General features: G+C 33.4%; 11 protein-coding genes and 1 other annotated feature. Of the genes, 3 read left to right on the forward strand and 8 right to left on the reverse strand.

Features of this window, described 5'->3' with window-relative positions; translation table 11 throughout:
- Positions 1-88: 88 nt before the first annotated feature.
- The 3 genes from ilvC to ilvB form a co-directional block, all read right to left on the reverse strand.
- On the reverse strand, positions 89-1,105 hold the full coding sequence (gene ilvC / locus B2Y85_RS06325) for a ketol-acid reductoisomerase (RefSeq protein ID WP_372519636.1): 1,017 nt from the start codon (positions 1,103-1,105) through the stop codon (positions 89-91).
- Positions 1,106-1,159: 54 nt separating this feature from the next.
- Complete coding sequence (gene ilvN / locus B2Y85_RS06330) at positions 1,160-1,654, reverse strand: acetolactate synthase small subunit (protein WP_372519637.1); 495 nt, start codon at positions 1,652-1,654, stop codon at positions 1,160-1,162.
- A 161-nt stretch (positions 1,655-1,815) separates the two neighbouring features.
- Positions 1,816-3,510 carry a biosynthetic-type acetolactate synthase large subunit gene (gene ilvB / locus B2Y85_RS06335; RefSeq protein WP_372519638.1) on the reverse strand — a complete coding sequence of 565 codons (1,695 nt, stop codon included), beginning with the start codon at positions 3,508-3,510 and terminating at the stop codon, positions 1,816-1,818.
- 61 nt (positions 3,511-3,571) lie between these two features.
- Positions 3,572-3,816, reverse strand: a binding site (T-box leader).
- Between the two features lie 148 nt (positions 3,817-3,964).
- Here ilvB and B2Y85_RS06340 point away from each other — a divergent pair.
- Positions 3,965-4,729, forward strand: a complete 765-nt coding sequence (locus tag B2Y85_RS06340; protein WP_372519639.1) for a hypothetical protein — start codon at positions 3,965-3,967, stop codon at positions 4,727-4,729.
- A gap of 247 nt (positions 4,730-4,976) precedes the next feature.
- Here B2Y85_RS06340 and B2Y85_RS06345 read toward each other — a convergent pair whose 3' ends face one another.
- Entirely contained in the window at positions 4,977-5,633 is a 657-nt protein-coding gene (locus B2Y85_RS06345) for an outer membrane beta-barrel protein (RefSeq protein ID WP_372519640.1), read from the reverse strand.
- A 429-nt stretch (positions 5,634-6,062) separates the two neighbouring features.
- On the opposite strand from B2Y85_RS06345, the gene adhE reads away from it, so the two are divergent.
- Positions 6,063-8,732 (forward strand): bifunctional acetaldehyde-CoA/alcohol dehydrogenase, encoded by a 2,670-nt coding sequence (gene adhE / locus B2Y85_RS06350; protein WP_372519641.1) that lies wholly within the window; start codon positions 6,063-6,065, stop codon positions 8,730-8,732.
- Positions 8,733-8,792: 60 nt separating this feature from the next.
- The gene (locus tag B2Y85_RS06355; RefSeq protein ID WP_372519642.1) at positions 8,793-9,407 is read left to right on the forward strand and encodes a redox-sensing transcriptional repressor Rex; all 615 of its coding nucleotides are present in this window, start codon (positions 8,793-8,795) and stop codon (positions 9,405-9,407) included.
- A 45-nt stretch (positions 9,408-9,452) separates the two neighbouring features.
- Here B2Y85_RS06355 and B2Y85_RS06360 read toward each other — a convergent pair whose 3' ends face one another.
- The 4 genes from B2Y85_RS06360 to B2Y85_RS06375 all read right to left on the reverse strand — a co-directional run bounded on the left by B2Y85_RS06360 (position 9,453) and on the right by B2Y85_RS06375 (position 13,872).
- Entirely contained in the window at positions 9,453-11,141 is a 1,689-nt protein-coding gene (locus B2Y85_RS06360; RefSeq protein ID WP_372519643.1) for a chloride channel protein, read from the reverse strand.
- Positions 11,142-11,586: 445 nt separating this feature from the next.
- Positions 11,587-12,468, reverse strand: a complete 882-nt coding sequence (locus tag B2Y85_RS06365) for a DNA-methyltransferase (RefSeq protein WP_372519733.1) — start codon at positions 12,466-12,468, stop codon at positions 11,587-11,589.
- Between the two features lie 25 nt (positions 12,469-12,493).
- Positions 12,494-13,027 (reverse strand): hypothetical protein, encoded by a 534-nt coding sequence (locus B2Y85_RS06370; RefSeq protein WP_372519644.1) that lies wholly within the window; start codon positions 13,025-13,027, stop codon positions 12,494-12,496.
- Positions 13,024-13,872 carry a type II restriction endonuclease gene (locus tag B2Y85_RS06375; RefSeq protein ID WP_372519645.1) on the reverse strand — a complete coding sequence of 283 codons (849 nt, stop codon included), beginning with the start codon at positions 13,870-13,872 and terminating at the stop codon, positions 13,024-13,026. The genes B2Y85_RS06370 and B2Y85_RS06375 overlap by 4 nt, the downstream gene beginning before the upstream one ends.

The raw sequence follows: 13,872 nt of genomic DNA on the forward strand, positions 1-13,872 counted from the left end.
CTTCTATTCTTCCAAATTGCCTTCGGCAATTTTTCATCCCTTCACCCTTTCACCCATTCAACCATTCAACAACAATTAAAATTTCATTTTAATTGTTTATAAGTTTATCTTCATCGCTCCAGCTGTAAAGTTTTCTTATTTCTTTACCTACTTTTTCCGAAGGATGTTCTGCTGCAAGTTTTCTCATAGCATTGAAATGAACCTGTCCGCCTGCTTCAGACATATCAAGTAAAAATGCTTTTGCGAATGTTCCGTCTTGAATATCTTTAAGAATCTTTTTCATTGTCTTTTTGGTTTCTTCGGTAATTATCTTGGGACCTGTTGTATAATCACCGTATTCTGCAGTATTTGAAATAGAATATCTCATACCTTCAAATCCGCTTTGATATATTAAATCTACAATCAATTTCATTTCGTGAATACATTCAAAATATGCGTTTCTCGGATCGTATCCAGCTTCAACCAAAGTTTCAAAACCTGCCTGCATCAAAGCACAAACTCCACCGCACAAAACCGCTTGTTCTCCGAACAAATCCGTTTCTGTTTCGATACGGAAAGTTGTTTCGATAACACCTGCTCTTGCTCCGCCGATACCCAAAGCATAAGCAAGTGCGATTTCAAGTGCATCACCTGTAGCATTTTGTTCAACTGCAACCAAGCAAGGAACACCTTTACCTGCCAAATATTCGCTTCTTACCGTATGTCCCGGACCTTTAGGAGCAATCATTATAACGTTAACATTTTTAGGAGGTTTTATGCATCCGAAATGAATGTTGAAACCGTGTGCAAATGCTATTGTTTTACCTTCTTTAAGGTTAGGTTCGATACTTTCTTTATACAATTTTGCCTGTTTTTCATCGTTGATAAGTATCATTATAACATCTGCTTTTGCAGCAGCTTCGGCAGCTGTATAAACTTTCAATCCCTGTTTTTCCGCTTTTTCCCAACTTTTGGAACCTTTATAAAGTCCTACTATAACATCAACACCGGACTCTTTCAAGTTCAATGCATGTGCATGACCTTGTGAACCGTAACCGATAATTGCAACGGTTTTACCTTTAAGTTTTGCCAAGTTACAATCTTTTTGATAATAAATGTTTTGCATTTTTTTCTCCTCTCTTATATTAGTTTATTGTTTTATTTTGTCGTTCATTGTACATTATACATTGTAAATTGCTTTATTTCTTTCAATGGCAACAACACCTGTTCTGCAAAGTTCAACTATTCCCAACGGTCTTAAAATTTCAATAAAAGCATTTATTTTTGACGGTTTTCCCGTCATAACAACACATATCGTTTTCGGATTATAATCAACAATTTTTGCTCTGTAAATTTCCGTTATAGCCATAATTTCACTGCGGTTTTGAACGGTATTTTTAACTTTTATAAGTATCAATTCTCTTTCCACACTGTTCTTTTCATCTATATGTTTAACATATGTAACATTATGAAGTTTTCTTAACTGGCTGATAAGTTGATCTTTATCGTTATCGTCACCCCTGAGGGTAATTGTTATTCTTGAAAAAGAAGAATCTTCCGTTTCACCTACGGTTAAAGAATCTATATTAAAACCTTTTCTCATAAAAAGGCCCGCAACTCTTGTTAATACTCCATACTTGTTTTCCACCAAAGCGGCAATTACAAATCTTTTCATTTTACCCCCGAAAATTTGCTCTGCAAATTTTGATGTACGGATGTTTTTATCCTTTCACTACATCACCTGTCTTTTAGTATTTTGTCGTTTAAGCCCTTCACCCTTTCACCAACAAATTGTTTACAATTTGTGTTCACCTATTCAACTGTCTTTTCTATACATCAAATCTTTTGCTTCTCCGTAATTATGTCTTCTATCGATCCTCCCGGAGGAAGCATAGGAAGAACAAACTCATCCATATCAATTACTGTATCTATAATGTAAGGTGCATTTGCTTTATATGCTTTACTAAATGCTTTTTCAAATTCCTGTACGGTTGTTACTCTTTCACCTTTAAGTCCGAAAGCATCCGCAAGTTTTACAAAATCCGTTTTTCTGCCCAAAACGGTATTTGAATATCTTTTACCGTAAAACAGTGTTTGCCATTGTCTTACCATACCCAAAACGCCGTTGTTTATAATAACTATTACAACCGGAATATTATAAGTAACCGCGGTTGCAAGTTCGTTCAAGTTCATACCGAAACTTCCGTCACCGGTAACTAAAATTGCTCTTTTTTTACTTCCTACCGCTGCACCTATTGCAGCACCCAACCCGTATCCCATGGTTCCAAGACCGCCGCTTGAAACAAATGTTCTCGGTTTTTCAAAACTTGTAAACTGTGCAGCCCACATTTGATGTTGTCCTACATCGGTAGCAACGACAGTATCATTATCTTTAATCTTATTTATTACATCAAAAACCTGCTTTGGACTGATTTTATCACTTTTAACAACATTAACTTTTTTGGAAATTTCTTTGCTTTTAGTTTTTAACTCATCTATTGTTTTTTTCCATTCGGCATGTTTTTGTTTATCGCATTTTTCAATTATTTTTGAAAGAGCACAAGAAATTTTTCCTACAATACCTACATCCGCTTTAATATTTTTATTTATTTCGGAAAGGTCTGTATCAAGTTGTATAACTTTTGCATTTTTGGAATATTTTTTTACGTTTCCGGTAGCTCTGTCGCTGAACCTTACACCTATACCTATTACAAGATCCGCTTCTTTGTTTGCCATGGAAGATTCGTATTGTCCGTGCATGCCCTGCATGCCTAAAAATCTTTCATAAGAATTTTCTATCGCGGAAAGTCCCATCAAAGTACAACCGATATATCCGTCTATTTTTTCGGCAAGTTCTTTTATTTTTTTACTTAACCCTGCGGTTATTACACCGCCGCCGATATAAATATACGGTTTTTGTGCTTTATTTATTAAATCAACCGCGGCATCTATTTCTTTATCATTCGCTTTTTTCTGCGGATAAGGTTCAATAACACCTTCACATTCAAAATCGTACTCCGCAATTTGAACATCTTTGGGTATATCTATTAATACGGGACCCGGTCTTCCGGACTTTGCAATTTGAAAAGCTTCTCTTATAGTGTCTGCCAAATCTTTAACATTACTTACAAAATAGTTGTGTTTTGTTATAGGTAATGTAACACCCGTAATATTTATTTCCTGGAAACTGTCTTTACCTATTAAAGATGTAGGGACATTTCCGGTAATTGCCACCATAGGTATGGAATCAAGCATTGCCGTTGCAATTCCTGTAACCAAATTTGTTGCTCCCGGGCCCGAAGTTGCAATAACAACTCCTACTTTACCGGTAGCTCTTGCATAACCGTCGGCAGCATGAGCAGCACCCTGTTCATGTGCAGTAAGATAATGGTTAATTCTGTCACTTGCTTTATATAATTCATCATATATATTCAACACTTGCCCGCCGGGATATCCGAACACATCGGTTACACCTTGCTCTATAAGTGTTTCAATAACAATTCTTGAACCCGGCATTTTATGTTTTGCCATAATAGTCTTACCTCCACCAACAACAAAAAAACTTTCATCTCCGTTGTTATACGAAATAACTTAAAGAGACGAAAGCACTAAAATTGTTAAAGTATAAAAAACTTCCGCGGTACCACTCTTTTTCATCCTGACTCAGGATGCACTTTTTCTCTTTTACGGTGAGAATCCGGCTGTTTCTACTTTCGCTTATAACGATTTCTTACAGCTGCTCCGCGGTGACTTCAATATGTTTTGCCAATGTCTTGCACCAACCGACACTTCTCTTTAGACAAATTAATATTTACTGCTCCGCATCAATGCATTTAATACTGAAAATTATACCTTTACAAACTTAGTTTGTCAAACTAAAAATCACTCTGTGATTTTGAAGAATAGAGGTATGGATGTACGGATGCATGGATTATTTTGTAAAAAAAGTATTAACAAAATAAAAGAATAATGTATAATAGCATACATGCTTATAGGAATAATACCTGATGTTCACCAAACAACACACTTTATCAAAATGGTTGAAAACAATATCGACCGCTTGGATAAACTTGTTTTTTTGGGCGATTATGTCGATAACTGGTTGGAAAAAATATGGTGGCACATTCCTGAACATAATCCAATAAACACAATAAACAAAGTTGTATCTTACAAACAAAATTATCCCGACAAAATTGATTTACTTTTAGGTAACCACTGTTTATCTTATTTATCAAAAAATCCCAAATCGAAACTCGTAAGCGGTCACCAACATGAACACGACAAAGAAATCGCACAAGCATTTTTGAATAATATTGAATATTTTAAAATTGCCGTGGAATATGACGGTTGGGTAATATCCCATGCCGGTTTTTCAAACACTTGGGTAAACAACCAAAAAGAAAAAGGATTTAATCCCGATAAAGAAAATATTATTGATTGGTGCAACAAAATGTTATTGAAAAAAAACTTTCATTATTTCGATTGGACCGGAAAGTTAAGTCCGAGCGGAGACGAAGTTACACAAACTCCCACATGGATAAGACCGTTTTCTTTAATGAAAGATTCGTATTTTAGTAACCAGTTGGTAGGCCACAGCGAAACAAAACTTGCACCGATATTTGTTACAAATAAAAAAACAAACTTAATTCTTGTAGATTCACCGGAACATACCTGCTACTTTGAACTCAATACAAAAAAACAACCGAAATTCGAAACGGTGGAAAAAGTGTTAAAAACAATTAGAAATTAAAACAAAAAAACGGGAAGAAAATTCTTCCCGTTTTTTAATATTTTACAGATCCCGTATCAAGTACAGGATGACAGAAACAAATGAAATTTGGCCATAAAAATGTAAGGACAGTAAAAAAACAAGAATATTTGTCAGTGAGACGAAAAATTCCCGAACCGCAGTGTACAAAAGTGTAAACGGCACATAAGGTTCGGGAATTTAAAGTTGTAACTAAAATATTTTTGTTTTTTATATCAATGTTAGTTTATTAAAATGTAAATTTATAACCTACATTCAATGTAATTGTTGTATATGTTAAATCTGCTGTATCACCATATCCAAACTTATCTTTTATTGAACCGTAATTAGCTGAATATAACAATTCTACTATAAAATTTTTATAAATTTCTGTTCCTGCACCGATTCCCCAATAAAGTCCGTTGCCATCTGCTTCTCCGTTTACATGACCATCAAATCTAAATAATCCGTAACCTATTTGCCCTAAAAGATATACACTGTTAAATATTTCGGATTCCACCTCTATTTTCGGCTTTACGGCAAAATAAAAATTTGTAAAACCTACTTCTCCTTTATTATTGTATCTTTCATCATATTTTGTATCTTTTAAATCGGCATTAAAGTTATTGTTTATACCAAAACCCAAAGCAATATTTTTGTTGAGATAATAAAAAAATTCTGCACCTATTAAGACAGACATATTTACATCGGACTTTCCTCCACCACCGAAACTGATGTGAGGGTCTGGAATAAAGCCTCCTTTATCAACCAAACTACCGCTTGCATCAACTTTCGGTGTTAAATTTAATCCTAATTTTCCTACTATTTCCATATCCCCTTTATCGGTTGCAAACACAGGTGCTGCAAGTGCTACTGCCAACAACAATGTTAACAAACTTTTTTTCATTTACTTTCTCCTTTTTACAAAGAATTTTTACTACCTGTTTATTATAAAAAATCAACTTATATTTTGTCAAAAATTGTTTTGCATTTTTTACCGACATTACACATTGCCGTTTTGCCTTGTCATTCTGAACTTGATTCAGAATCTATAAAACATATGTCCGAAGGACACAACTTTGCTTCCAATCATCCAATCTTCTAATCTTCCAATCTTCTGCCGTTCATGTCGCTTCCATACTTCCATACATCTATACCTCTATGCATCTGTCGTCCTTGTCGTTTAAAATAAGGACAAAATTCCCTATTAACCAAATCCGGCAAAAATCAAAAACACCTATAAAATCAACAAATTTACAAAATATTTATTGACAAACATATTTTTATATTTTATAATTAATCGTGAAATAAATCACAATAAAAGGAGTGATGAGATATGCCTAAGAAAAAACAACCTAAAGGAACTGTTACTAAAGCAAAGATAACAGAAACCGAAAAAGATACCGCACCAAACATTGTTGATACGGTAGAAAAATTAAATGCTTTAATTGCCAGAGTAAAAAAAGCTCAAACGGAATATGCAAACTATTCCCAGGAACAGGTAGACAAAATTTTTAAAGCGGCGGCAACCGCAGCAAACAAAGTAAGAATTCCGCTTGCAAGAATGGCGGTGGAAGATACAGGTATGGGTGTTTTGGAAGATAAGATAATAAAAAATCATTATGCTTCCGAATACATTTATAACAAACATAAATATGCAAAAACCTGCGGAATAATAAGCGAAGACAAAGAAAACGGTATAAAAATAGTTGCCGAACCTTTGGGAATTATTGCAGGTATCATACCTACAACAAACCCCACATCAACAGCAATATTTAAATCACTTATAGTATTAAAAACAAGAAATGCAATTATATTTTCCCCTCACCCCAGAGCAACAAAAAGTACAATAGAAGCGGCAAAAGTTGTTCTTAATGCTGCCGTTGAAGCGGGAGCTCCGAAAGATATTATCGGTTGGATAGATACTCCTTCAATGGAACTTTCGGATGCATTGTTACATCATCCGGATATTGCCTGTATTTTGGCAACCGGCGGTCCGGGAATGGTTAAAGCGGCATACTCTTCGGGGAAACCCGCACTCGGTGTAGGTCCGGGAAATGCTTGTGCCGTTATAGATGAAACTGCCGATATCAGAGCATCCGTATCTTCGATTATAATGTCTAAAACATTTGATAACGGTATGATATGTGCTTCCGAACAAGCGGTTGTTGTTGTTGAATCCGTTTACGAAAAAATCAAAAAAGAGTTTATTTACAGAGGTGCATACCTTGTAAGTAAAAGCGACGAGAAAAAGATGGTTGCACTTCCTTTCATAGATGCAAAAAGAGGAACCGCGCATCCTTTAATAGTAGGGCAAACACCGCAAAAAATCGCGGAACTTTCCGGATTTAAAATTCCGCAGGATTCCAAATTGTTGTTATGCGAAAGACCGAAAGTGGATTGGAACGATCCTTTTTCAAGAGAAAAACTTTCACCTATATTAACAATGTACAAAGCAAAGAACTTTGAACAGGCAACGGAAATGGCTTACGAACTTGTATCCAAGGGCGGACCCGGACACACTTCCGTTTTGTACACGGATGCAAGAGTAAAAGAAAGAATAAACGTTTTTGCGGAAAAAATGCCTTCCTGCCGTGTATTAATTAATACACCGTCATCGCAGGGCGGTATAGGAGATATTTACAACTTTAAACTTGAACCTTCGTTATCGCTCGGATGCGGTTCGTGGGGCGGCAACTCGATATCGGGAAATATCGGAGTAGAACATTTGTTAAATTACAAGACTGTAGCCGAAAGGAGAGAAAATATGTTATGGTTTAAAGTTCCGCAAAAAATATATTTTAAGAGAGGATGCTTGGACCTTGCCCTTAAAGAACTTAAAGGTAAAAAAAGAGCATTTATTGTTACAGACCGTTTCTTGTTCAATTCCGGTGCTGTTGAAAATATTACCGATGTTTTGGATGAAATGGAAATAGATCATCAAATGTTTTTCGATGTTAAACCGGACCCGACACTTGCAACAATAGATGAAGCTCTTACAATGATAAGAACTTACGAACCGGACGTAATTATTGCTTTAGGCGGCGGTTCACCTATGGATGCCGGTAAAATTCTTTGGTTGTTGTATGAACAACCGGACGTAAACTTTGAAGATATTTCCATGAGGTTTATGGATATAAGAAAAAGAATTTGCCAAATACCTGATTTAGGCAAAAAAGCTACTATGGTATGTATTCCGACAACATCGGGTACAGGTTCTGAAGTTACACCGTTCTCGATTATTACCGATGAAAAAACACATTACAAATATGCCATTGCAGATTATGCTTTAACACCTAACATGGCAATTGTTGATCCTAACTTTGTTGACAGTATGCCGCAGGGACTTACCGCCGCTTCCGGTATAGATGCGTTGGTACATTCGTTGGAAGCATACGTTTCCTGCATGGCAACAAACTTTACAAACTCCAACGCTTTGGAAGCAACAAAACTTGTGTTCAAGTATCTTCCCCGTTCATACAAAGACGGTAAAAAAGATCCTAAAGCAAGAGAAAAAATGCATTATGCCGCAACAATAGCAGGTATGGCTTTTGCAAATGCTTTCTTGGGATTATGTCATTCTATGGCACATAAGCTCGGCGCAATGTACAACATTCCGCACGGCGTGGCAAATGCACTTTTAATAAGACAAATTATAAAATTCAATTCCAACGACAGACCCAGAAAACAAGCCACGTTCCCGCAATACAAGTATCCCAACGCAAAAATGAAATATGCACAAATTGCAGACGAACTTGATTTGGGCGGTAAAAACGATGACGAAAAAACAGAAAGGTTAATAAAAGCCGTTGACGATTTAATGACACAAATCAATTTACCTAAATCCATAAAAGAGTTCGGTGTAAAAGAAGACGAGTTCATGAAAAATCTCGATACTCTTGTGGAAAGAGCATTCGATGATCAATGCACCGGAGCAAACCCTGTTTATCCGTTAATGTCGGAAATTAAACAAATATTTTTAAATGCTTATAACGGTATTGTGTAAAAAATAAAAACATTCATAAGGGCAGGCAACAAATGTCTGCCCTTATAAGAGGACATTTTTATGAATATACCCGATAAAGTTTTGAACCGTTTATCTTTATACCATTTTATACTTGACGATTTAAGAGAAAATGAACAATATATTTCAAGCAAAAAAATTGCCGAACTGTTAAATATAGATAATTCCCAGGTAAGAAAAGATTTAAAATATCTCGGCAGTTCCGATTTAGGTAAATGCCGTGTTGGTTACGATGCCAAAAAGTTAAAAAAGACGATAGAAGAAAAGTTGGGTTTCAAGCAACAACGAAATGCTTTTATTATAGGTGCCGGAAATTTGGGTTCTGCACTTGCCAAGTATAACAGTTTCAAAGATTACGGATTAAATATTGTTGCAATGTTCGATACGGACACAAAAAAAATAGGAACTTTTATTAACGGTAAAGAAGTTTTCAATGTAACTAAAGTGGCAACACTTGCAACAAAAATGAAAGTGGATTTTGCCATACTTACCGTACCCAGAGAAAATGCTAAAACAACCGCAAACTATCTTGCAGGTGCAGGTATAAAAAACATTTGGAATTTTACACCGTGTATATTGGATGTTCCGAAAGATATTAAGGTTTGGAATGAGAATTTGATTGGCAGTTTTTTGCAGTTCAATATTGAAAAAAAGTAGCGAAACGGATTTATCTTTTAAATAATAATATATCTAAAAACAGATCTACACAATAATATCCGAAAAGCGGTCTTCAAAAACAATTTGTTTCCTGCACAATATTCCGGCAAGTTTGTTTGTATCATCCACAACTATAACATCCAAAATTTCGTTGGTATGTAAAACAAAAAGGGCTTTATATAAATTTTCTTTTTGGTTAACGGTTACAGGTTCCGGATTCATTATATTTTCTATACTGTCATCAGTATTTTTGTTACTGAAAATGTAGTCATCAATTTCTGCTTTTGAAATACTGCCTGCAACAACATTGTTATCGTTTAATATCGGTAAAACATTATATTTTGTTTGTTTCATTAAATTCGGTATTTCGGAAATTTTTGTTTTTAATGTTACATTAACAACATTTTTATCCATAGCATCAACAACTTTCAGTTCACATAAAGTTTCTTTCTCTTTCGTATTTTGGGATTGTTTCAAAATTAAAGTTGAATATATCGGTTCATGTCCGAACAATTGTGCAACCAAATCCGCAACGGCAATACTTAACATTACCGGCAAAATATGATGATAATCGCCGGTCAATTCAAAAACCATAACTATGGCGGTTATCGGTGTTCTTGCAACCGCTGCCAAAAATGCTCCCATACCGACAATGGATATCGTAACCAAATTTATTTCTATTCCGATAACATTTGATATTGAACCTACAATATAACCCAAAAACGAGCCCAACATTAAAACAGGGAAAAATATTCCCCCTGCAGCACCCGAAGAAAAACATAACGGAGTAACTAAAAATTTTACTGCAAATATTATTGCTATTAACGAAAGAGTAAATTTGTATTGAAACAATTGTGAAATAAAAATGTTGCCGGAACCTAAAACATAAGGTAAGAACACACCCACAATACCTATAACAAAACCTGCTATTGCAGGCTTTATATAGTTTGGAACTTTTATTTTATCGAACACTTTTTGGTTTAAGAAAATTGTTTTGGCAAACAACACACCGAAAACGCCTACAATTATTCCCAACACTATAAAAACAACAAGACTTTCCAATGAAATTTTAGGAAGATTTTGCAGTTCCGGTATAAAAAAAGAGGGATTTTCCCCCACAAAATGTCTTGATACGGTTACCGCGGAAACTGTTGCTATAAGAACGGTAAACAATGTTGAAACGGAAAACTTTCTTGTAAGTTCTTCAACGGCAAAAATTGTTCCCGCAACAGGGGCATTAAAAGTTGCTCCTATTGCCGAAGCTGCACCTGCAGTTATTAAATTGTGTTGCTTTGTCCCGTTCTTTTTAAATAATCTTGAAATCACGGCACCGCAACCGGCACCAAGCTGAACACTCGGCCCTTCCCTTCCTAAAGAAAAGCCGCTGCCTATACCTATAACACCCGCTGCAAATTTTATAAACATACTTCTGATTCTTATTCTTTTACCCAACCGCATCAATGCCAACTTTACAAAAGGAATACCGCTCCCTTTTGTTTCGGGTGCAACCTTAAACACAAGTATTCCAACAATTAAACCTGCCAAACAAGTTATAATCGGAAATACAAATATTTTTGCTATTAACGGAATTTGTGATAAAAAACTTTGGTTAAAAGAAAACAAATTAGAAATGCACCAATTAAACAATATTACTATTATTCCGGACAAAATCCCCACTAATATTGCTTCTATGATAATTCCCAACTTGGAAAGTTTTGTAATCTTCAATAACATAATGCAATATTATACTACTTTTAGGAAAGAAAGATTTATCATCCTTTTTTGCAGCAAATTTACGACAAGATGTTGTCGTGTTTTTTATAAAGTACTATTTTTAGTAAAACTTTCCACTTTGGCAGTAATCAAGGGAGTGTAATAATAATTACATGTACAATTAAATCCGTTTTTATAGCGACCTTAATATTTTGGTTATAATTTTGCAACTAACTCAATCGAGTATATTTAAATAAAATTTTTCTTTATAGCGAACGAATATTTTGGACTACACTTTTGTATTTTAAAATCTTATGTACCGCTTTCGCGAAATGTACACCGCAACTTTAAAATACTTCAGTTCGTCTCAAACTATTCGTTCTTTTAACGACAACGACAAACAACAAACGGCAAATTTTGAAAAATCTTTGAGGGCCAAAAACGACAATAAAAAAAAGTAAGATTTTTAAAATGGTAAGTCTTTTCCATAATATGATTTCGGTGAATTGAAGTTTAATTCAAGAATGTTTGATATAGGTTTATCGGAATATTTACAAATTTTATTTAAATAGTCATTTCTGATTTTATTGTTTTCTATTTCTTCTCTTCTTTGTTTTGATAGTTTAAGGAAATTTATTTCTTGCTCAATTCCTAAGAATCTTCTATTTAATAAACTTGCTGCTATACCGGTTGTTGAAGAGCCAGCAAAAGGATCTAAAATCCAAGCATGCTCTTTTGTAGATGCCATTATAATTCTACTCAATAATGGTAAAGTTTTTTGTGTTGGGTGTTTTCCACAAGTTTTTTCCCATTTTGCAATAGCAGGCAAAACCCATAAATCTCTCATTTGGCTACCACCATTAATTTCTTTCATAAGATCATAATTGAAATAATGAGAAACCTTTTGACTTTTTCTTGCCCATAAAATAAATTCTGTGGAATGTGTAAAAAATTTACAAGATAAGTTTGGTGGAGGATTTGTTTTTGCCCAAGTAACACAATTCAAAATTCTGAAATTTAGTTCTTTAAGCATTTGTGCTACTGAAAAAATATTATGATATGTCCCAGAAATCCATATAGTGCCGTTATCTTTTAATTTACTACGACAAGCTTTTATCCATTCATAATTGAAATTGTTATCTTGTTCAAAACCATTAGAACGATCCCAATTACCTTTATTTACAGAAACTTGTTTTCCATTTTGAACTGAAATGCCATTGTTTGAAAGAAAGTAAGGTGGGTCTGCAAATATCATATCAAATTGAAATTCAAATTGACTCAAAACTTCAACACAATTTCCTTTTGCAAGAGTAAAATCTCTATTATTTGAACGATAAAATACAGAAATTGAAATTTTATTTTCCTCTTTGGAATTAAACTAAATTTTTTTCTCTTAATTTGTTCATGGTAGCATTTCGTCCAGACCAATTCCAATAAAAAACATCTTCAGCAACAAACAACCATTTTAAAGCAAGTAATATCACTGCTATTGGATGCTCTTTTCCTTCTGCATCAATAAATTTTATATTTTGAACAGACGATAAATCATATGTTTCAACATTAAAAATTTGATTTATGATTTGTTTAATTGATTTATATTCAGTTGAAAAATGCTCTTTTGAATAATCTAAAGCTTTTACTATATCTTCGATTTTTGGTTTTTCGGATTTATTTTTATTTTTTTTATAAAAAACACCTTTTGTATTTACTGAAAAATCAAAACACTTTTTAAATCCTGGTCGTTTTAAAACAATTTCATAATTTTTATATTTTTCAACTTTATATTCATACTTTGAAGATTCAGAACTTGTTCCACTATTTTCTTTTAAAAAATGCTTAATAATTTTTTCTCTTATTTCACTTTTTGAATTTGCTATTATTTTTCTTATTCTTTTTACTGTTATCATTTAAACAACCTATTCATTATTCCATTTTTTATATCATTAATATTATAAATATGTTCCATTACATCAAAAGTTTCTTCTAAATTATTTTTTGCTGATTTCCAACCTAATCCATCTGTAAACCAAACAAAGTAAAAGTTTTTTATATTCTTTGCTTCTGTCGCTAACATTTTGTAACTTCTTGCAGTTTCATTTAATTTTGAACCACTTGAAGAGTAAAAATTAGTTTCTATTCCATAAATACAATTGTCAGTTTTAACAACAAAATCAAATCGTTTATCTGCTTTTCCATTATTGGATAAATTAGATAAATTTATATTCCATTTAGTTTCTATTTCGTTCAAGTACATTTCTTTGTAATATGTTAAATTAGTTTGTTTTAAATATTCCTCGACAAAATTTTCCATCAAATGACCACCACGATTTTTTCTTCCATTTGAATCTAACCCTGTTTCGACACCATAAACATAATCTACTAAATTGTTTATTAAATGATTAGCTAATAAATCAAACAATCCAGTTTCTTTCATAAAAGTAGCATATTGTTCTATGTTATAATTCATAGTATCAAATTTATATTTGTATAAATTTCCATTATCTAACACTTCAATTTCACAACTTCTTACAGCTAAAAGAATAGGAACACATTTCAAAACATTTGGATATTTTATTACTATGTTTTTAAAATCCTGTTCTATGTTTTTAGAACCTATTAAGGAATTTAAAATATTTAATTCTATTTTTAAATTATTAACATTTTCATAAACTTTATTGAAATCAATATAATATTTGTAATCTGAAATACTTGAACAAAATTTAGATAACCATTCTTCAAAGTTTCTTTTCAT

The sequence above is a fragment of the Candidatus Ruminimicrobiellum ovillum genome (assembly GCF_002392975.1).
GTDB classification, from domain to species: Bacteria; Elusimicrobiota; Endomicrobiia; order Endomicrobiales; family Endomicrobiaceae; genus Ruminimicrobiellum; species Ruminimicrobiellum ovillum.